This window comes from Butyricicoccus sp. AM05-1 (genome assembly GCF_003474415.1).
GTDB classification, from domain to species: domain Bacteria; phylum Bacillota; class Clostridia; order Oscillospirales; family Butyricicoccaceae; genus Agathobaculum; species Agathobaculum butyriciproducens.
This window is the reverse complement of record NZ_QUDG01000001.1, coordinates 360020-379223: the sequence shown is the minus strand read 5'-3', so window position 1 is coordinate 379223 and position 19204 is coordinate 360020. Positions and strand designations below refer to the sequence as shown.

Annotated in this window: 23 protein-coding genes; 1 reads left to right on the top strand and 22 read right to left on the bottom strand. The window is 48.7% G+C overall.

Annotation, left to right across the window (positions count from 1 at the left end):
* Positions 1–757: 757 nt before the first annotated feature.
* Positions 758–1090 carry a plasmid mobilization protein gene (locus DW088_RS02220; RefSeq protein ID WP_118359234.1) on the bottom strand — a complete coding sequence of 111 codons (333 nt, stop codon included), beginning with the start codon at positions 1088–1090 and terminating at the stop codon, positions 758–760.
* The gene (locus tag DW088_RS02215; RefSeq protein ID WP_158574589.1) at positions 1083–2192 is read right to left on the bottom strand and encodes a site-specific integrase; all 1110 of its coding nucleotides are present in this window, start codon (positions 2190–2192) and stop codon (positions 1083–1085) included. Before DW088_RS02215 ends, DW088_RS02220 begins: the two co-directional genes overlap by 8 nt.
* Before the next feature lie 340 nt (positions 2193–2532).
* On the opposite strand from DW088_RS02215, the gene DW088_RS02205 reads away from it, so the two are divergent.
* Positions 2533–2823: a hypothetical protein gene (locus DW088_RS02205; protein WP_118359228.1), complete on the top strand. Its 291-nt coding sequence runs from the start codon at positions 2533–2535 to the stop codon at positions 2821–2823.
* Between the two features lie 641 nt (positions 2824–3464).
* Here the strand turns inward: DW088_RS02205 and DW088_RS02200 are convergent.
* The 20 genes from DW088_RS02200 to DW088_RS02115 all read right to left on the bottom strand — a co-directional run bounded on the left by DW088_RS02200 (position 3465) and on the right by DW088_RS02115 (position 19192).
* Positions 3465–3980, bottom strand: coding sequence for a deoxyuridine 5'-triphosphate nucleotidohydrolase (locus DW088_RS02200; RefSeq protein ID WP_243029734.1), 516 nt, complete (start codon positions 3978–3980; stop codon positions 3465–3467).
* The gene (gene nrdG / locus DW088_RS02195; protein WP_118359226.1) at positions 3971–4474 is read right to left on the bottom strand and encodes an anaerobic ribonucleoside-triphosphate reductase activating protein; all 504 of its coding nucleotides are present in this window, start codon (positions 4472–4474) and stop codon (positions 3971–3973) included. The genes DW088_RS02200 and nrdG overlap by 10 nt, the downstream gene beginning before the upstream one ends.
* Positions 4475–4484: 10 nt before the next feature.
* Positions 4485–5447, bottom strand: a complete 963-nt coding sequence (gene nrdD / locus DW088_RS02190; protein ID WP_442861162.1) for an anaerobic ribonucleoside-triphosphate reductase — start codon at positions 5445–5447, stop codon at positions 4485–4487.
* 297 nt (positions 5448–5744) lie between these two features.
* Complete coding sequence (nrdD, locus tag DW088_RS02185; protein WP_118359222.1) at positions 5745–6935, bottom strand: anaerobic ribonucleoside-triphosphate reductase; 1191 nt, start codon at positions 6933–6935, stop codon at positions 5745–5747.
* Positions 6936–6946: 11 nt separating this feature from the next.
* Positions 6947–7426 (bottom strand): hypothetical protein, encoded by a 480-nt coding sequence (locus DW088_RS02180; protein WP_147356537.1) that lies wholly within the window; start codon positions 7424–7426, stop codon positions 6947–6949.
* Between the two features lie 61 nt (positions 7427–7487).
* Positions 7488–8342, bottom strand: coding sequence for an FAD-dependent thymidylate synthase (thyX, locus tag DW088_RS02175; RefSeq protein WP_118359218.1), 855 nt, complete (start codon positions 8340–8342; stop codon positions 7488–7490).
* On the bottom strand, positions 8339–8572 hold the full coding sequence (locus DW088_RS02170) for a hypothetical protein (protein ID WP_243029731.1): 234 nt from the start codon (positions 8570–8572) through the stop codon (positions 8339–8341). Before DW088_RS02170 ends, thyX begins: the two co-directional genes overlap by 4 nt.
* 17 nt (positions 8573–8589) lie before the next feature.
* Positions 8590–8787: a hypothetical protein gene (locus tag DW088_RS02165; RefSeq protein ID WP_118359216.1), complete on the bottom strand. Its 198-nt coding sequence runs from the start codon at positions 8785–8787 to the stop codon at positions 8590–8592.
* The gene (locus tag DW088_RS02160) at positions 8784–8963 is read right to left on the bottom strand and encodes a hypothetical protein (protein WP_118359214.1); all 180 of its coding nucleotides are present in this window, start codon (positions 8961–8963) and stop codon (positions 8784–8786) included. Before DW088_RS02160 ends, DW088_RS02165 begins: the two co-directional genes overlap by 4 nt.
* Before the next feature lie 10 nt (positions 8964–8973).
* Positions 8974–12327 (bottom strand): PHP domain-containing protein, encoded by a 3354-nt coding sequence (locus tag DW088_RS02155; RefSeq protein WP_279217327.1) that lies wholly within the window; start codon positions 12325–12327, stop codon positions 8974–8976.
* Positions 12327–13316, bottom strand: coding sequence for a CHC2 zinc finger domain-containing protein (locus DW088_RS02150; RefSeq protein ID WP_118359210.1), 990 nt, complete (start codon positions 13314–13316; stop codon positions 12327–12329). The genes DW088_RS02155 and DW088_RS02150 overlap by 1 nt, the downstream gene beginning before the upstream one ends.
* Before the next feature lie 15 nt (positions 13317–13331).
* Entirely contained in the window at positions 13332–14696 is a 1365-nt protein-coding gene (locus DW088_RS02145) for a DnaB-like helicase C-terminal domain-containing protein (protein ID WP_118359208.1), read from the bottom strand.
* A 2-nt stretch (positions 14697–14698) separates the two neighbouring features.
* Complete coding sequence (locus DW088_RS02140) at positions 14699–15565, bottom strand: PD-(D/E)XK nuclease family protein (RefSeq protein ID WP_118359206.1); 867 nt, start codon at positions 15563–15565, stop codon at positions 14699–14701.
* On the bottom strand, positions 15566–15967 hold the full coding sequence (locus DW088_RS02135) for a single-stranded DNA-binding protein (protein WP_158574588.1): 402 nt from the start codon (positions 15965–15967) through the stop codon (positions 15566–15568).
* A gap of 23 nt (positions 15968–15990) precedes the next feature.
* A complete protein-coding gene (locus DW088_RS02130) occupies positions 15991–16668 on the bottom strand; it encodes a Sak single strand annealing protein (RefSeq protein ID WP_118359202.1) in 678 nt (225 codons plus the stop codon).
* Entirely contained in the window at positions 16665–16829 is a 165-nt protein-coding gene (locus DW088_RS15800; RefSeq protein ID WP_158574587.1) for a hypothetical protein, read from the bottom strand. Before DW088_RS15800 ends, DW088_RS02130 begins: the two co-directional genes overlap by 4 nt.
* A gap of 54 nt (positions 16830–16883) precedes the next feature.
* Complete coding sequence (locus tag DW088_RS16165) at positions 16884–17381, bottom strand: phosphoadenosine phosphosulfate reductase domain-containing protein (RefSeq protein WP_442861168.1); 498 nt, start codon at positions 17379–17381, stop codon at positions 16884–16886.
* Positions 17377–17919 carry a phosphoadenosine phosphosulfate reductase domain-containing protein gene (locus DW088_RS16160; RefSeq protein WP_243029727.1) on the bottom strand — a complete coding sequence of 181 codons (543 nt, stop codon included), beginning with the start codon at positions 17917–17919 and terminating at the stop codon, positions 17377–17379. Before DW088_RS16160 ends, DW088_RS16165 begins: the two co-directional genes overlap by 5 nt.
* Positions 17920–17924: 5 nt before the next feature.
* On the bottom strand, positions 17925–18542 hold the full coding sequence (locus tag DW088_RS02120) for a hydrolase (protein ID WP_118359200.1): 618 nt from the start codon (positions 18540–18542) through the stop codon (positions 17925–17927).
* A complete protein-coding gene (locus DW088_RS02115; protein ID WP_118359198.1) occupies positions 18542–19192 on the bottom strand; it encodes a hypothetical protein in 651 nt (216 codons plus the stop codon). The genes DW088_RS02120 and DW088_RS02115 overlap by 1 nt, the downstream gene beginning before the upstream one ends.
* Between the last annotated feature and the right edge of the window lie 12 nt (positions 19193–19204).

The window sequence follows — 19204 nt, the reverse complement described above, 5'->3', positions numbered from 1 at the left end:
AAACAAGGCGGGCGCAGCCAACGCCGCTCCCGCCTTGAAATATAAGTTCTATTTTATACCGCATTTGGGCGGTTACACAGAATTCGGGATAGTCCCGCTGCTTGCTTTGCAAACCGCTGTACTTTTTCTTCAATATATATATTGCATTCTCATAACAGCATAGTGCAGCAATCCCTGCCTGGATGACCGCGTCACACATTGCAGTAGCAATTCTGTCAGATTTGTGGTATTCTTTTTGTGAGCCATTAGGGTCTCTCCTTTACATCATGTTTTTTTCGACAACTATCTCATTTTACAAGAGCCCTGATGGCTTGGCTATTGCCTATTTGCTTTTGCGAACTTGATTATACGCTATCTTTTTAGTTTGCGTAACTTATTGTACCTTATCGAGTCTGCAAATAATTTTTCGCATAAATCTTGACGGGATCTCACTCGTCTGTATAATAATTTGACTGTGTGTATACACATTAACACAAAAAAGAAGCCGCCAACTCGGAATGGGCAAGCGAGTTGGCGGCCAATTTTTTAGGATGTTTCGTATTCGAAAATTACTAACGTGTTACAAAAGTGTTGCAAAAATTTTTTTGCGTTTTCAAGATGTTAGCCAGAGAAGATTATTCCCACTCAATTTCAAGAATATATCTTGTGGTGTCCATACGCACATATATTCTATATTTTGTGGTATATTATTTGTATTATCCATGTTATTCTGAGTACACATTTTTTTGTATCAAAAAATGTATCAAAAAAGAAGAAGTTATTCACTGTCGCCCGACGAATACAGTTGCTTTATTAGCTGAGCAATCATTTTTATATCAGCGGATAAATAGTCATTGTATCCGTTCAGGTCGTTTAATGCTTGTAGCTTCACCAACAAAGCGTCGAGTCTATCGCAAACAGCTCGGTGAACCTTACAATTACCTTGGATGACAAATTGCCGATCAAGCGCCTTATTTAGAAGGTAATCTTGTTTCATCATTCCACTGAGAGAAACAGCTAGTTCGATCTGTTCATATTCTTTGGGTGAAACGCGAAACGCACATGTTTTTGTCCTCACGCGACCGTCTCTATCGCAGTTTTTCTTAGACATCCGTTCTAACACTCCTCATTGAATTGAGATCGTCCGCAATAGCTTTTTGAACATTGTCAAACAAATGGCCGTAAATATCTTGTGTTGTACTGATGGATTTATGGCCAATACGTTTTGAAATTTCAAAAATGTTATATTGTTTACTGATAAGAAGGGACACATGAGAATGTCTCAATCCGTGGATTGGCATATCTGGGACATTAGCTTTTGCAATCAAAGAATGGAAATTGCTCGATAATCCGTGCTTTGTAAAAACAAAGATACGCTGGTCTGGCGTTAAATCATACTTCATTGCAAAGTATTCCGTCAATTCATCACAAAGAAATCGAGGAATGCTAATCGTTCTTACGGAGCTTTGTGTTTTAGGAGTTGTGATAATGTCTTTTCGCCCAACTCGGCTATATGTCTTATTGATGCGAATCGTTTGATTGTCTAAGTCTATATCTTCGCGCGTGAGAGCGAGTAATTCGCCTTCTCGAATGCCGCACCAATATAAGACTTCATAAGCATAATAGTAAGTTGGAAAATTCATAGCTTCATATGCAAACTTTTCATATTCTTCGTAACTCCAGAAAAGAAGTCGTCTACCTTTCACTCCCATGTTCTTGATGTCAACCAGAGGGTTGATAGAAATATACCCTTTGCCACTTGCATAGTTTATCAAAGCGTTGAGCTGAGATTGTACCGTTCGCAGATAAGCCGGAGAAAGCGGCTGACCGTTTGACTTTTTTGTTTCCTTGACATTTTTCTGCCATGCGGCGATGTCTGCGGCTGTAATTTCTTCAACTGGGATGCCTTCAAAATACGGAGCGATATAGCTGGCAAATATGTTGTGTTTGGTCTGCAGAGTAGACTGTTTCATATCCGAACGCTTAAACGAAGAAAGATATTCGTTATAAATATCCGTTATGGTATGCGTTGTCGAAGACTGAGACTGAGAATCTAGTTCATCCAAAAAATTTTCTTCAAACGCTCTCGCCTCTCGTTTTGATGAAAATCCGCGTTTCAGCGTAGTTACAAACTTATTAGTTTGAGCATCGAGATAGTTGAACTTTGAGTACCACTTCACTCCTTTTTTTGTAGTGTACTTATACTGAGGCATAAATATCCTCCTTCCCAAAAGAGGGGAAGAACCGCTTCTGAAAATATGACGAATCGATTTTCCCATGTATTGTAAGATACCCTTGATTTTGAAGTTCATCATTCAACTGGCGGATAATCTTATAAGCATAGGACACCGAAACGCCTAATGACTTGGACACTTCATCGGCAGTCAGCAATTTATAAGTTTTCATCTATTAGAACCTTTCTTTATAATAGCATACTTTTATAAGGTTTACAATAATTCGAAAAAAATGGGGTGCGAAGCGCCCTAAACCTTTATTTAATTGTACGCTTGATTTTATCGAACATTTGTTCTATAATGGGTTTGAGGTGATACTATGTACGACCCCATCAGCGGCAACGCCGCATATGCAAAGTATTCTCCGGTTACTCTGCCGCCGATTGAACAGCGCGCAGGGTTTGCCGAAGTTAGTGTGACACTCAATCCGCACACATCACAACCAGAGCTGATAAGCTATCTCAACAAAGGCTATCGTATACGTCTCGTCACCGGCTGCATGTTCAATAAAGACCTTCGTGCTACCGAGTACGGGGTTAAAATCGGCAATCATCGGACGAAGGTTTGGAAAACGCCCGAGGGCGTGTGGTATATCCATCCCAATAGGTGAGGCACCCTTTTCGGGTGCCTTTTTTTTACGGATACAGCGAACCTTGACGAATTTTAGAAAACGCGGTATGATTGGTATTGCACCACCAGAATCACCCGCAATTCGGCGGATTTTCGCAGTCTCTTACCTACTCGACTGCGTCGCCTTCTGTAAAAGGAGGTTACTATGAGAGACTTTCGATCTAAAGTTTGCTGTTCCGCTGCTACGGTAGCGTATGGAGTGCTTGCGGCCGCCCTTTGGGGCGCGCTGAAATTCTTCATTGAACAGCTTACCTGAAGTCTCTTCGGTGCTTGGAGCGGCAAAGCCGCTCCTTTTTTCTTCTTGAATCGCTGTTCTTTGTTGTTTGCGATCTTTAAGGCAGTCGCGAGCACGTTGTTGTAATTGTTAGTGAGCCGGCTCTTTTTATTTGACTATTCGCTATCCACTGCAGTATAATGCCGTTGGTGGCCTTTGGTAATACGGATCAATTTGCTATTCTCCTTTTTCGAAAGGAGGAAACTCATGTCACTGCAACTAATGGTAGTTCAGTTCATAATCGGCATCGCTTCGGCGGGTGCATGGTTCTGGATTGAGCGAAAGTTCTTTGGCAACAAGTAACTGGCTGCCACCGAGACGTTGAGAAGGTACCTCGACGTCTCTTTTTAATTGCCAGTGGAGCCGAGGCCGCCGGTTCTCTTCCCTCTTGGCTCGTCATCAACCGTGACGCCGTAAGGAACGAACACGCCCTGCATAAATCGGTCACCCGCTCGCAGGTGCATTGTCTTGCCTTCGCGGCTGTCGTTCGTAATCTTTGCCATGATGTGACCTTCGTTCTCGGCGAAAATGTAGTCCCCGTCCACAATACCTGTGCCATTATCAAGCTGCATACGGTACTTGAAGCCCATACTGGAACGTGGGAACAGCATCAGCACCCAGCCTTCTTCGATCTGGCAGCGCATACCGGTCGGGATCAGTGCCGACTCACCCGGTTCAAGGATAATGTCATACGGCACGCGGAAGTCATATCCTGCACTGCCTTCAGTCGCGCGATCAGGGAAAACAAGGTCGCGCCACATATCTTCGATGCAACCCTCCGAAATGAGCGGGTTGCATTTTTTTACGTCTGCCGTGAACTGCGGATAGCTCACGGTGTCAAATTCTGCTACGGTTAAATACAATGTTTGTCCTCCCACAAGGTAATTTTCCCGCTCGTCGCGGTCTTTTTAATATCAATTACGCGCTGGTTGGTACTTCCGACCCACGGCGCGTTTACGTCTCTTTTGGTCTCCAGATATTCTCCATCGACAAGGACATCGGCCAGTTCCACAGCAGGTAAAGTGCATACCTGCTCATACGAATAGCCAGTATACAGCCAAATGGTTTTATCCGGAAACTCTTCACGGATTGTCTGGAGCAAGCGAGTTACCGCTCCACGATTACCCGGGAACAGAGGGTCACCGCCAGACAGTGTAATTCCGTCGATATAATCTTTCTGAAGCTCTACACGAATCTCGTCCATCGCTTCTTTGTCAAATGGGATACCAGACATCTGTTCCCACGTCTGTGGGTTCTGGCAACCGGGGCACGCATGAGCGCACCCCGATACCCATAATACGACACGCAGGCCGGTTCCGTTCAGCATGTCATCCTTGGTAATGTTATGATAATTCATGCTTCACCTCTTACATGCTGACGCGGTCTTTGATTTCTGCGTTCTTAGCGTCGTTGTATCGTGTCTTGCCGTGAACACGAGTATAACCAAGATAGCCATTCATCCTATCAATCTTTGTGACGTCAGTCGATCCGCACTTCGGGCAGACATCCATATCAAGCTGTTCATACCCGCACTTCTCACAGTACGCCAACGACAGGTTTACGCCTTCGTAGAATCCCAGTTTCATCGCTCGGCGAATCAGCGAACGGAGGGCACCTTTGTTGTAAGATACCGGGTATCGACAATACTGGATTTTGCCGCCATTGAACAAATCCCAGAAGCGATTTTCGAGATCCTGCTTCTGCGGCGGAGTGATGTTCTCCCAAACACCGCAATGGAAGCTATTCGATACATACGGTCGGTCGGATACGCCCTTTACGATGCCATACTTCTTGCGGAACTGTTCAATCTGTAATCCACAAAGGGATTCGGCCGGCGTTCCGTAGAGAGCGTACAGAATGTGGTCTGCCCTTTTGAACTCCTCGGCCTTCTTGTTGATGTACTGCATCACTTCCAGCGCGAACGCGCCATCCTCGACGATAGACTTGCCGTTATACAGCTCCTGCAGTTCATTCAAAGCAGTAATACCGAATGATGCGGTCATTGGCGGGAGCAGCTTGCCAATCTTCTCCTCTGGTTCAAGATGGCCGCCAAGGAAGCCTCCCTGACAGAAACCAAGTGGATTGGTAGAAGCCTTCTTCTCGGCCAGATAATCGTAGGTCTTCTTATGGAGATTTCGAATCATCTCGAGGTAGTAGTCAAGCACCTCGTAGAAGTCGCGGTTCTCCTGACGGGACTTTGCCAAAATCATCGGCAAATGAAGGGAAATTGCGCCGAGATTAAATCGGCCAACGAAGACGGGCTTGTCGTTCTCGTCTTCTGGGTGCTCTCCTCCTCGTTCAAACCAAGGCGAGAGCGAAGCTCTGCACAAGCGGACTATGCCGCTCAGACTATATCATAGCTGTTAGGTCAGCTTTCCGCGCTTCCACAGCAGGATTCTCACCTACTGTGTACCCTACTCGGTTACTCTCTGAGGCAACCCTACTTTCGCCTCAGATACCCTTTCGGTAGTCGTTTCACATTTTCATAGCACAGCGATTATCTTGCTTTCACAAGCCTTCCCTGTTAGCAAGGACGTTAACGAGTCATTTCCTACTCACACTAAACGCCGCCCTCACACCCTGCATTTGCAGGTTCGCGGAATTTTACATGGGCTACGGTGCTTTTCTCAACCCATGAGTGACACGACACGGCCATACTTCTTATACATAGAAGGAATATAGCCCTCGCCGGTCAACGAAAGAAAATCTGGATACATGGCCTTGGTACTGCAATCTACTCCACACTCAAAGACGTCTTCCATCGGTTTCCCTTCTCCATGAAGCTCCTCATCATAAAGGAACGTCAGTTTCGGGAACAGCACTGGCTTTTTATGCCCAGCAGCTCCCTGTCCGCCTGCTCGAACGTTCATACAAGTCATGGATGCCATTCGGCCGAAGCGAGAATTGTCAAGACCAAACGAAACCGCAATGAACGGATAATCACCGCGACTGGAACCAACCGTGTTGAAACGATATTCCCAAGACTGGAATCCCTGTTCCATATCACGCTGAACCTTCTTCACAGCATACTCATCGGCGGCGGTCAGTACATCCTCGTGGTCGCCAAGATTGTTGTAAACCGCAATTTCTGTGTACTCCTCAAAGTATTTCTGGTACGATTTTTCGGCATAAGGAGCCAAAATCTTGTCTACTTCAGGGATGGTGAATCCGCCATACTGACAAGCGGCCGCGCTGATTGCAACATCGGAGATAACATCGAACGCCACGTCAAGCGTCTTTGGCTCATTGTACCAGACATTGCCCATCTCAAAGCCGCCAGTTAGGACGTTCTCCATGTCGAAAAGGCAGCAATTCATCGTGTCAAGTCGTGCAGATCGGTCATGAATGTAGATGTAACCGTCTTTCATAGCCTCGCGCTCTTCTCGATTCAAGAAGAATTTCTTATACAATGCACTGGACAGCTCATTGTAAATCAAACTACGCTGAGTCGGAACCAGAGCGGAATCCGTGTTGGCATTATTTCGGTCACCGATATAACGAATTGCCTGACTCTTGCGGTAGACATCATCGAGCATATGGACAAAATCCTGCTTGTAGTTGCGATAATCGCGATAACACTTGGCCACATCTGGAGCTACATCGTCCAGAGCTCTCTCGACTGCATTGTGTACGTTTGCAACCGGAGCAACGTCCCCGCCATGCTCTGCAAGGTGAGTCAACGTCAAATCAACAACGCGGCGGCATTGTTCATCGGACAGGTCATACATAGCACGATTAGCGGACTTACGAATCGCGGAAACGATCTTTTGACTGGAGAACGCTTCGATAGAACCATCTTTCTTCTGGATTTTTAGCATAGGCACCCTTCTTACTTAACTTCCTCGCGGCGTTTTTCAAAGTAGCCGCCCTTTACCTTTTCGATGAAATCGCTGGCCTGCTGTTCCAGATCCTGCATCGTGCCGTTATTTACAATCGTATAATCGTAATCGAACTGGTCAACATCACGGTCGGCGTGGTTGCTCTGGATTGGCTCGTAACCCGGTCGCTTAATCAGCAGCGTCAGAGCGTCAAAACGTTCCTTGGCTCGCTGAATCTCCTCCGGTTCACGGATGTGCATGAACAGCATGACGTTGTCGTGATCCTTTACCCGATTGAATTCCTTGGTCAGATACTCAAGCGGCGCGTCGGAATACTGCGTCGACAGGTCTTTCAGGTCAGACAAGAACTTTCTGGACTTGTCGTCCTTCTCACCGTTCCAGCCAAGCCGTCGAGCGACTTCCTTGATGATATCTACAGAGCTGATCTGTGCGATCAGCATATCGTAGAAATAAGCCCGGTCTCGGCACAAAGAACAAAATGTGTCCTTTCCGCTTCTCGCGGGTCCATTTACAATGATGATATGTGCCAACTTATTCTCCCTTCTGGCGGGTCTTCGGATGTCCGCATGTCATGACACCCTCGGGACAGGAGCCGGAAACACACGGCGCACCGGCGTTTTCAAAGATAGTCGGCGCAACCTTCTGGCATAAAACTAACATTTGCTCCGCCAGCTCTCTAATCTCGTCCTGTGCGCGATTACAGCACCGTAGAGCGAAGAAACTGAGCAATTCGCGTGCATTCATGGTTACAGAGAACGACGTTCCTGCGGCATTTGGGAGCACGCAGCGGGCATTCTCGTTAGCGTATTTTTCAGCCGCCGAGCGATCTTTCTTGTACTGTTTATACAGCGCTTCGTCCTCGTTCTTCTTCTGCTCCATAATGGCGTCAAGCTGCAGATAGAAGAACTGGCCGCTGTTGCGGAACTCGATATTGAAGTCGCCGATTGCGTACTGCGCGTACTTCTCACGGAGCTTTTCGCTCATGAGTGTTGCGTGAATGTCGCTGTAGGTCGCTCTGATCGTCTCCATGCAGTTCTCGAACATCAGCTTGGCGGCCAGATTATTCTTTACAGCCTCCGGCATCACGAACTCCGGCTTTGCCATATTGACATAGCGCTGACTCTGCACCGAAAAAGATGCGATACGATGGCGCGTAATCTGTGCAAGCAGAGAGCGGGATATCCCGTCGATACCGAACGTAAAAGACGCATGCTCTAGAACAGAAGTATGACCGGAACGTTTAATCTGTCGGATGAACTTTGCCGCCTGTTCCGGAGTAATGTCCCCCAGAATATCCGCAGCCGTGCCGGAAGAGTAACAACCCTTGCCGGCCGCCGCGACAACAAGTTCCGGCATTGGTGTCCAAGCGAGTAACTTTACGTTCACGCGGTCACCTTCTTCTTGCGCGGTGCGGTAATCTTGAGCCAGCTCTTTGGGAACGTGTAGTTCTTAGAACCGTTGCACTCAATTGTCATACAAACCTCTTCGGGATGATCGGCGCAGAGCTTGTCCATCTTCTTCTGGAGCGCAGGGTCATATGTGAACACATGTGCTGTGTCGTCCTGCTGGTTGTAGTCTACGATGGTTTCCATCGCGGTCTTTGACATTTCTTCCATTCTCATCACTCTCTTTCTTAAAACAGGTCGTCGATTTCGCGGATGCCATTATACGAGATGGCACATTCTTCGCAGCAAAACAGGTTGCTGTCTTTATCTTTCCAGAGCTCCCAATCCGGAGATAACTCATTGCCGCAGTTTTCACAGCGGCCGATAATCTCCGGAACATAATCGGGATCTCGTGGGTTCTTAGGGTTTGGGAATTTAGGAATCATACGGCGTACTTTGAGTCCTCCGGCGTTTCCGCGTAAAACGGGTTCTGCGTAATCGGCGGATAATAACTTCCGTAATGGTTGTCGTCTGTCTCATCCGTGGTAGTCGTCGTTCGGGAGACAACCTTCCCGTCCTTGTCCAATTCTTCGATGATTTCTACTATGTGTCTCTTAATCATGTCTTCCTCCTTAACCGACCAGATGATACTGGTCAAGATACCAATAGCCGGATTTGTTCTTCGTGCATCGGTCAACGTAAATGATGCTGCCGTTTTTGATTGGATTCTGGTCGTACTGCCGCGACCGAAGCGTCAATCGAATGCGCTTACCAGAACCAAGTGACTGTGTAAAGCAAGCATAACCCCACGGTTTTCCGGTGTCTTTACTCAAAAGTGGCCGAAAATCCGACACGAGAACAAGTCTGCGGTCTTCTTCCTTGCCTGTCCGGATGTCCACATACCCGAGAATTTCCTGCTGGTTCTCAATCTTCACGCGGAACGGAAGGTCTTCGATACCTGCCGCCAGTACACGGTCTTCACATTCGCGGAGCACCTGAGCGACGATTCGCTTCAGTTCCTCAGCAATTTCCTGCTCGACAGCGAGAAGCTGTTCTTCCAGTTCCGGCGTTGGGTTCTTTTTAAGAGCGGCCGCGAGCCGCTTTTTTTCGTCTTTCAAGGTACTCATCTGCAGGCTCGTGAACGTATATCTTGTCGCTGGCTGGCCGTCCTTCTTGAGACCGTCGGCGTACTTCGGTACAATATCAGCCAGAAAGCTGTTATCAACGCGCTCTCGCGGCATGGATGCTTTTGCACCGTATCCGAACTCCTCGCACAGAGCGATGATGTTTAGAACCTCGCGGTCGTTGCCGTAGCTTGAGAAGTAGCTGATTTGAGCCAGAGGCTCGGTGGTGGACTTCATAATGCTCTTTGGTCGGAGAGCCAGAAGAACGTCGGAAAGGTACTTCGGCGGCTCCTGCCCGAGCTCATAAAGAGCAACGGCGGCAGCCTTGTTGAATCCCTTGATAGAGGTCAGCGCGTTGCTGATTGCGTTGTTCTCTTCGTCTGCGGTTACCTTTCGGTTATCCTGACCAAATTTGAACGGCGGGAACTTGATATTAAAGTAGCTTTCGGCTTCATCCTTGGCGGCGGCGAGCTTGTCCTTGTCTCCCTTCTCGTCCATGATACGCATGAAGGTTTCATAGAACGCGAGAGGATGATGCTGTTTGAGCCATGCACCGTAAAGGGAGTCCAAAGAAACACTGTACGAATGACTGCTATTAAAGGCATACTGGGCAGCATCTTCGATGATTTTCCAAACATTTTTAGCCTTTTCAGCGGCATCAGTTTTATTGATGTTTTCCTGTTCGACCAGTCGTTTTGAGAATGCGTTGATAAATCGCTCATGATAAGCAAGAACTTTCTCTTTACGTTTCTTAGCAATGTTCTTAATCGCCGCGTAACATTCTGACATCGGAAAGCCGGCGTAGTTCAGCACTGCCATCTGTTGTTCCTGATACAAGCAGAACGACTGCGGTAGCTCTTCCGTGCGAAGCAGGTCGTCGAACGGCTTAACGTCATACGAAAAGTCCTGTCGAGATTCGAAAATCTTATACATTGACTTAAATCCCGGGCGAATTGCGGCGATGAACGCGCAAAGCTCGGAAATATTGGTCGGCGCGTAAACGCCTACTCGGCTGGCAGTTCCCGGCTGCTCAACCTGATTGATACCGAGTGTACAGCCCTTGCGGTAAATATCCCACACGGGGTCTTCCGACGGGCACATAGCGAGCAGTTCATTCACGGTCGGGACTTTAAGACCGGCACGAGTGTACCCTTTATTGATAAGGTCAACCACGGCAACACGGAGCAAGTCATTCTTCAGGAAGTGATTCTTCTCCGCCCAGTGACCATCCATTGCGCAGCAGATTCTGTCTTTGATCTTTACAAGACCAATCTTGCGGCGAATACTGCCCTGATATAACAGGAACGCGCACGGTGCTGGGGACCAGCTCGTGATGATGCCCTGATACTCGGTCGAACGGAGGTAAACGTCATGGAATCGCTTGTCGATGTAGTCCATGATGTCGATGGTGTCCTTCTCTTCCTCATCAACGGTATGGAGCTTGTTCTCATATCGTTTAATCTGGGCGGACACTTCATTCGCCGTAGCAAAGTCGATATTCTGTGACTTCGCAAACATCTTCCACGCAGCTGACGCTTTTTGCGTGCCGTAAGCAAGCATCTGAACCGCATGGTCACGGCCGCAGACCTGAGCCTGACCTTCTGCGAAGATATCCTGTTCAGCTACATTGAAGTCAATATCCGGCAAACTGTGGGTTTCGAGGATTCGAGTTGCGGTCATAAAGCGTTCAGGATACATCTTTACCTTGGCTGCGATTCGGTCAACCTCAGTAAATCCGAGCAGCTTGTTGGTAAAGAAACTAACCGCGCTTCCTCGACCAGTATTAGTCAAATGGCCGCCGAGCTCTTTTCCTCGCCTGATGACGTGGTAATTATCAATGAAGTAGTCTGCCATGTGGCACTCGACAACCGTGTCGGTTTCGGATTTGATCTCTTTTTCATATTTTGAAAGCAGATCCGTGGCAACCTCGGCCTTGTAGTTCTGCCAGCCTTCATCAACCAAACGAAGATACTCGGCATTTTTCTGCTCTTGTGTCCAATCTGGGTGGAGTGAGAACAGCTTCAGGCTGTCGTCGAAGATATCGCACTCGTACTCCTCAACTTCGAGGAAACAGTTTGTCCGGTCGATTGCCTCCGTGATCTCAGCTTCTGTCAAGACACCCTGCTCGCGGAAGCGTCGGACGGCAGTGTCGCCATCCGGGTAATCCATGAACCATTCTTCCTCGTCATCGTAAGCCTTGCGGTCTTCTTTGGAAAGAAGAAAGTCGGAGCGGAGTTCTGCGCCGTTTTCCTCGATGTAGTGGCTGTCGCAGCCCATGATAATCGGTGCGGGAATCTCTTTTCGCAGATTCAGAATGTAACGGTTCAGCTCTTTCTGCCGTTCAGAGGGGTGGTACTGCACCTCAAACATGAAGTTGTCACCATGTTTGTCGTACAGCTTCTTCCATAGAGCCTTGAGCCGTTCTTCTTCTTCGCCGAGATACTTCCATCCGGCAACACAGGCAGTTGTGATCCAAACGTCGCCCGCCGGAAGCAGGTCGAGAAGCTCTTCATCCAGTCGCGGCTGGTAGTAGAAACCATCCTCGTTCGCCTGACTGAGAACCTCGTTAATCCATTCGCGGCCGTTTTCGTTCTTCGCGCCAACCCAAATATGACAGTTGGAACGGTCTTCCTCGTGACGATCCCAGACCCAGTAAGCCTCAGCGGCGAACAGGAACTTCAGACCGTACTGCTTTGCGAGGTCGTAGCACTCGATATATCTCCCCTGCCAGCCATGCTCGCAGCTGGACAGAATGGAATGTCCGAGCTCGACGGCACGTTTGGCGTAATCCTCGTAGGTCACGACCGAGTCGCTGACGCGAGGGTTACTGTAGGTTGTGTGTTTGTGGTAGTTCTGAAAAATTATGATAGCCGCTCCCTTCGCTGATACAATTCATTCCAAACTTCCGCTCCATTATCTACGGGAGCCATCTTTTCGCCCAACAGGTTGTCACGGTTACGAACCCAATCCACCCTGCAAAAGCGTTTCAGCTTTTTGATTTCTCCATCTTGCCGCGGGTCAACCTCCTCATCGAATGCGATGACAATACGGACACCCAGTTGCAGGAGAATCTTGGTCTGGTAAGGGTTGATGTGCGAGGTCAGTACGGCACAGCAGTTATCGAAACCGTAGCCCGCCGCCTTGAGTACAGACTTCGCGCCCTCAAACAGGATGACCTCTTTCTTCCGGAGGATTGCTTCGCGGTTTTCGTAAAGCCCGAACAGCGTGTCGAGCGCTCCGAGCTTTACGAGATAGGTGTACTTGCGGAGTTTTTTCTCCTTAAAATCAGGGTCGAGTGTGCGGCCGCAGATACTGAAAATCCGGCCGTCTGGCAATCGGATCGGGTGAACAATACGGTTTGACAGCGCATCATAGCGGTAGCCGAATCGCTTCATCTGGTCGAGAGGGATACCCTCATCGAGCCAAGACTGGAACTTCTCCGGTCTCCATTCGTACTGTTCCATCACATTTTCCCCTAGGATTTTGTGTGGTTCACACACATTTTTCTGCTCTTTTCGTGGCGCGTACTTCTTGAGGGCCTGTACAGCCGCCAGATGGGTAGACGGCAGTGACACACCCTCTGTGATTCCGGCGTAGGCTTTGAGTCGCTTGACCGCTTCTCGCAGAGATACATGGTTGTACAGCACCTCAAAATCGGCAACATCGCCGCGAGCTCCGCAGCCGAAGCAGTAATACAACCCTTTGGAGCGCGTAATCGTGAAGGATGGTGTGTTCTCGTCATGGAAGGGACACAGTGCGACGTATTCGTTCTCGCTGCGCCGCTCGACCTCGAGGTACTGGGAGATGTAGTCCACGATATCAATTTGTTCTACCACATCTCTGATTTCCATAGTTACTCCTTACCTTTAATATGGGGCGTTTGGGTCGTGCTGTTTGGCAGCCTGTTTGTAGGAAACAAGGTTGCCGTTGAACTGCAGGTCGATATACTCATCAGAGGACATCTGTTCGCCGTTGCGGTTTAGAACTACGCGGAGCTTCTTGTTTCCGCATTCAATGCCGTCTTGGCTGATCTCCTGCGGGGTTTTGTTCTCAATGGTGAGAATCGTAGAGGCGTTTCGAGCAATCTTTGCGCTATCGGCCAGTTTGCCAGTTGAAGTTGTCTGCGCGGCTCCGAGACCAATCAGTCCCATGTCACCGCAAAGAACATTCTTGACCATATCGACCAGACGTCCGAGCTGCTGATATGTGGCGAATGCGTCATCGGAACCGACGCCGCCTCCACCAGCACCGCTTCCGCCGCCCTTAAAGTAATCGATTATCAGAACCTGCGTCCCCTGCGAATGAATAGACTTCTTCGCGGCTGCGTAAATTCCATTCGGGTCAAAAATCGGCATATACTTGTGGGTGAACTTTCTGGTTTTGAGCCAGCTTCTCGCCCGCTCAAGACGGTCATTCTCTTCGGCAGTATATTGACCGGAACAAATGCGACTGTATTCGATGCCGGTTAGATTCGACATAAGGCGTTGCGTGAACATTCGAGAGCTCAGCTCGCTGTCCAGATACAGAACGCTGTAGTCTCGCTTCAAAAGGTCAACCGCTTCGTTCAATAAAAACATACTTTTACCCTGCTTAGCATTCGCACCAACGATCACTAATTCGCCTGCTTCGAGCTGAACGTAGTTGTTCAGCGCCGGGAACTTAAACGGCACGCCGGCCATTCCATTATTCTGGCGGTCTACGATTTCCTGCCAGAGTTCGTCAACGACGTCCTTATAAGCCGGTAGTTCGTTGGTCGAAGAATAATCCATGAGCACGCCGTCCAGAATGTTATAGATCTTTTCCTCGATATGGTCTTCGTTCTCGCTGAAGCAAAGGTTCTGGCACTCGGCGAGCTTCTTATAAGCGTCGCGCCGGAACGCTTTATCCAACACGTTGTTGACCGCAAGCATATACTCAGCAACCGAGCTGCGGGCAACCATACGGCTCATCTCCATCAGCTCGTTCAGTTTGCCGGGAGTGAACTCTTCAGCCCACTTTTTCATGTTTTCCTTGGAATTTAGAACGTTCATAAGGTTGTAAGGATCAACCTTTTCGACGTTGTTCTTCGCAAGTTCCGTAATCGCATAATAGAGGCAGGCGTTCTCCGGATCTGTAAAATGGCGGGGCTTTAAGTTTTCCGAATGGAAGCAGAATTCCGGATGAATGAACAATGTTGAAATAACGCCGGCCTCGCTTTCTGTGCTCTTGATGTCGTTTACGTTTACGTTCAAATTTAACCTGCTTTCTTACTTTTTTTCTCTTTCTTCGGTTTCACATAAGCGGAGGACATCGGGCAATGAGAACGCACGGAGCAGATTTCAGTGCAGAAGAAGTCAGCCTTTCCAGCCTTTTTCGCGTCCTTGGCAGATTTGAAGTTCTCACGCGCCTTGATGGAATGCTTGTCCAGCCACTCTTCGGTCTCGCAGGCGGTCTTTACAGACTCAATGAAGTAATCCTTGGCCGCGATGCAGTCCTCTGCTGTGCAAGGCTCGATGTAATGCTTCTGCCCTCGAAACAGGTCGAGGTCTGTATAAGCCGGCCAGACGCCCATCTTCTCATGGACAAGATAACCGTAGAACTCAAGCTGTTTACGGTACTTCTTCTCCTCTGCTTTGCTGGCGAACTTCTTCTTACTCTTATGGTCTACGATAATGTACTCGCCGGTCTTTTTGTTCTTGACCAGCAGGTCGATATAACCGATGACCTTGTAACCCTCGATTTCCGCCTTCATCTCAAGCTCTACACCGATGACTTCATAGTTCGGCGAGAGTCCCTTAAAATGACGGGCGAACGCGAGACCGTCCTCATAGTAGGATTTCTCAAGGTCTACATAGCGGTTAAACGGCCACTTGAGCGTTATTTTTGATTCGTAGTCGGTGAGATACAGTTCCAGAAGCTCCTCCGGCTGCATGATACCTTTGAATACCAGTTCGAGCCATTCGTGCATCTGGCTGCCATACTGGGCGAATACGTTTTCGTCCTGTTTAATCCTCGGCTCAGCGAGCCGCTGAAGATAGAAGCCGTAGGGGCATTCGTGCGCTTGCGCCGCAGAAGACCAGCTCCAGACTCTATTCTTCAGCTTTTCGGTGAATTCGCTCACTTAAAACAGTACGTCGTCGGACTCAACCGGGTCGCCGGAGTAGCCCTCGTCAATACTCGGCTTCTGGTTGCCGCCGTTGTTCTCGGACTTACTGCCGCAGAAATTTACTTCGTCGGCATGGAGCGACCAAGCAATGCGGTTGTTACCGTCCTTGTCCACAAACTTGCGGGACTCCATAGCACCGGAAACAGCGATAGAGCTGCCCTTCTTGAAATACTTGGACACGAACTCAGCGGTTGCGCCGAAAACGGAAATGTCGAAAAAGTCGGTCGGGCGATTGCCTTCCTTGTCACGGTAAGTACGGTCTACGGCAACAGAGAAGTTGCATACGGAAGTGCCTGCGTTGGTGGACTTGAGCTCCGGGTCGCGAGTCAGGCGGCCAATAATTACGATCTTGTTCAAATTTATATCTCCTTCTTGGTGTTTTACTTCATCGCCTTAATGGCGGTGGTGATTTCGGTGCAGAGTGCGATGGTCGGGATTTCGGTCGGCGAATCGTTGCCGTTGTTCTTCTCAGCAATCAGCGCGTAAATCTTGGCGCGGTCAACGCCCTTCTTAACGGCTGCCTGCGCGGCGGAAACGACCTTCTTACGAGCGTCGGCCAGACCGGTACGTTCCTTTTTGACGCCTTCCGGCATGTCCTCGCCCTCGTAGATAAATAATCCGAGGCCGTGCTGTGCACAAGCCTTAGCCAGCGCACGCATCTTTGCCTTGTTGGCGTCGGTGGAGGTGACCTGATCTGCCTTCACAGCGTTGTTCTTGAAGTCCATGATGGCATAGGTTTCCTTCGCCTCCTGACCATTGATGGTCACGCTGACTTCAACCCATGCGCTCTTTCCGTCGTCAAACCACGGACGCGGCTGCGGCGTGCGCTTGACAGTGCGGGACATAACCGGAACGCCGTCCTCATACTCCGTAATGGTTTCCTCATACGGGTCGGGCTGGCAGGTGTAGACATGATAGGTCGCGTCAGGATAACGCTTCTTGACCTCTGCCCACGCAGCTGCCCAGCTGATGTACGACAAGCCGTTCTTCTTCTTTACCTTTCCGGTGACATCTGCATCATACAGCGTCTGGAAAATGCTCTTTGTTGCTTCGCTCACTTAGCTGCCTCCTGCTTCTTTTCGCGGCGCTTCTTGAAATACTCGAGACGCTTCTCGTGCTTCTTCTGGCGGCGCTCCTTATTCTTTGCGAGACGGTTCTCGCTCTGATACTTTGCGCGAGACTTCTGCTTCGCGCTGGGTTTGTGCTTTGGGATTCCCATGTTGTTCACTCCTCGTAATAAGATATTTATATAACCCCTTGCAGGGCGTGTTGGTTAAAAGTCAGTTTGCTCGGATTTATCTCCCGAGGTTTCGGCTTCAGATGTGTCGTTTTTCTTTCTTGTTCCCTTAAAATTAGCCTTGAATTCGCGGTATTTTCGAGTGTATTCATAAGATTTTCCGAAAATATTATTCACTGCTTTATAAAGCTGCGGTTCATATTTTTGGATAATCTCCAACTCTTCCTCGAACTTACTGCTAAACAGACAACCGGCGCAGCCTGTGCGCTTTAATCCGTAAACTTCGTAACAGTCCGAATACACAATGCCGTAATGCTCCTTATATTGTTGCTTGTCCTCGTCAGACCAAAAGTACAGTGGCATATACCGCGCAATGCCTGAACTGTGCAGTGGCTCGAAACAAGACGTATGGCTTGTCGCTCGCATTCCACCCTCTGCGCGGCGTTCGCCAACGATGTTCAGCATAGCATTTTGTTCTTTCAAAAAGTCGTACGCCGTATCCTTTTTTGCGCCCTTGCAACATTTATTGCTAATTGCAAATGTTGGGGGGGGTATCCAACATAAATTCTTTCAGTCCGGCGTGTGTCGAAATCTGAAAGCGCCCTTTCTCACCGTATCCGTTGCCCCACCATTTTAGCGCCGAAACGCAGTTTGAGTATTTTTTAGCCATTCCATCGAACGTATCATCTTGCCAATCGAAATTCTTTTTTTGCAAACGTCCGATATACATTGCGTCCATTTTGGATAAAAACGGCACGCCATATTCCTTGCACCCAACCGGCACAGTTTTTTTCGCTCTCCGCCGTACAATCTCAATGCCGTACTGGGCTTCCAGATCGTTCAGGTGATTCTTCGTAGCTTGATACTCGATACCCGTATCAAAAAACACATACGTAATCTTCCGCCCATTCCGAACTCGTTCCAGCAGATCGAGCATTACATCGCTATCAGAGCCTCCGCTAATAGAACACACCGGATTTTTATAGCTGTCCAGTAATAGGTCAGCTTTCTGTAATGTATTCCGAATGAGCTGATTATTAGGAGCGGTGTCTAAAATCTCTTTCTTTACCATATTTATCAGTGCTCCACTGTAATTTCCTTCATGTGGCTGGCTTCCATGTCGGCCAGCTGAAGCATCGGCACGAGCTTGCACTTCTCGGCTGCCGCGCTCATTGCCCGGTCGCCGCCCTTGACGGCGCTGTCAAAACCGTTCATGTGCCAACGGATTGCCAGATACTCGTCAGGTGTCAGTTCCATAAATTGCTGAATGATAAAGCAAGACTTCTCGCCGTGGCCGCCCGGAAACACCTCGTCGAACTTATACGACATGTACTGCTCCCAGCGACCATCTGCATCTTTGCGGAAGGCAGGCTGCTTTGAGTAGACGCGGATTTTTGTAAAATCATGCCCTAATGCGGTGATAGCGATGGTTTCGTCGCTGTATTCGGCCACATCATACTTCTTGCGAAGTTCACACAAGCACTGATAAACATTCAACGAATGCTCGCAGAGGCCGCCTTCGTAGTTGCCGTGGAATCTGGTTGAAGATGGAGCCGTGAAGAAGTCACTGTTTTCCAGATAGGTAATCAGGTCTTCGAGGCCATCACGCTTTACGTTGTCGCGCAGAACCTGAAGAAACGCTCTCCGATTATCTGCCAACTGCTCCGGGCTTAAAAACTGTGTTTTGTCCGCCATTATTTCCCCACCCTTCCGTAAATACGGTTCATAATGAAGTGAAGATCATCCATCTTCTCTAAATAATTGTCTGCAGCCTTTGTAGCCAAAAATCTGGCTCTCTTTTCTTCTGCGCGTGCGGCAGCCAGTTCAATTCCGAGATCAAGATCCCAAACATCTTCCGGATTGCAAGACGCAATACCGACAAAACCGCAGGACTCGACCTTTACCTTTGCCGACTTCCCGGTTGGATGGCTTACCGAATAGGTGAAACCAGTGAGCGGATGAGTAGTCCACGGGGTCCACTGTCGCTTTCCCTTCGGCGGCTTGTCCTTTTTCTTAGCCGCGAGCTTCAGCTTCTTCTTGAAGTGCTCGAAGGAAGTGGACTTCGCCCAGAGAGCATCAAGCTCGTCTTCGGATAAACTGAGTGTAATTACCCTGTCGTCGGACGTTTTTTCCGGCTCTTCCATGCCGATGATCTCGAAGAAAACGCCGAACTCGTCTGTCGGCAGGGTGTATGACGCCTGCAGGCAAGATCTTGAATCGGAATAGCACCGATTCAACGTAATAGACTCGGAATTACATTCTGCAACCTCGAAAACGTCTCCAATCCGATCACAATTGAAGAACGGATGAATAATTTTCGCGCGTGTTCCCTTCGCTAATCTCATAAAAAAATCCCT

Bases quoted from the DNA above. Each gene is read 5' to 3' on its own strand.
- DW088_RS02220 (WP_118359234.1), bottom strand. From the start codon at position 1,090: ATGTCTAAGAAAAACTGCGATAGAGACGGTCGCGTGAGGACAAAAACA.
- DW088_RS02215 (WP_158574589.1), bottom strand. From the start codon at position 2,192: ATGCCTCAGTATAAGTACACTACAAAAAAAGGAGTGAAGTGGTACTCA.
- DW088_RS02205 (WP_118359228.1), top strand. From the start codon at position 2,533: ATGTACGACCCCATCAGCGGCAACGCCGCATATGCAAAGTATTCTCCG.
- nrdG (WP_118359226.1), bottom strand. From the start codon at position 4,474: ATGAATTATCATAACATTACCAAGGATGACATGCTGAACGGAACCGGC.
- nrdD (WP_118359222.1), bottom strand. From the start codon at position 6,935: ATGCTAAAAATCCAGAAGAAAGATGGTTCTATCGAAGCGTTCTCCAGT.
- DW088_RS02170 (WP_243029731.1), bottom strand. From the start codon at position 8,572: ATGGAAGAAATGTCAAAGACCGCGATGGAAACCATCGTAGACTACAAC.
- DW088_RS02165 (WP_118359216.1), bottom strand. From the start codon at position 8,787: ATGATTCCTAAATTCCCAAACCCTAAGAACCCACGAGATCCCGATTAT.
- DW088_RS02160 (WP_118359214.1), bottom strand. From the start codon at position 8,963: ATGATTAAGAGACACATAGTAGAAATCATCGAAGAATTGGACAAGGAC.
- DW088_RS02150 (WP_118359210.1), bottom strand. From the start codon at position 13,316: ATGGAAATCAGAGATGTGGTAGAACAAATTGATATCGTGGACTACATC.
- DW088_RS15800 (WP_158574587.1), bottom strand. From the start codon at position 16,829: ATGGGAATCCCAAAGCACAAACCCAGCGCGAAGCAGAAGTCTCGCGCA.
- DW088_RS16160 (WP_243029727.1), bottom strand. From the start codon at position 17,919: ATGGTAAAGAAAGAGATTTTAGACACCGCTCCTAATAATCAGCTCATT.
- DW088_RS02120 (WP_118359200.1), bottom strand. From the start codon at position 18,542: ATGGCGGACAAAACACAGTTTTTAAGCCCGGAGCAGTTGGCAGATAAT.
- DW088_RS02115 (WP_118359198.1), bottom strand. From the start codon at position 19,192: ATGAGATTAGCGAAGGGAACACGCGCGAAAATTATTCATCCGTTCTTC.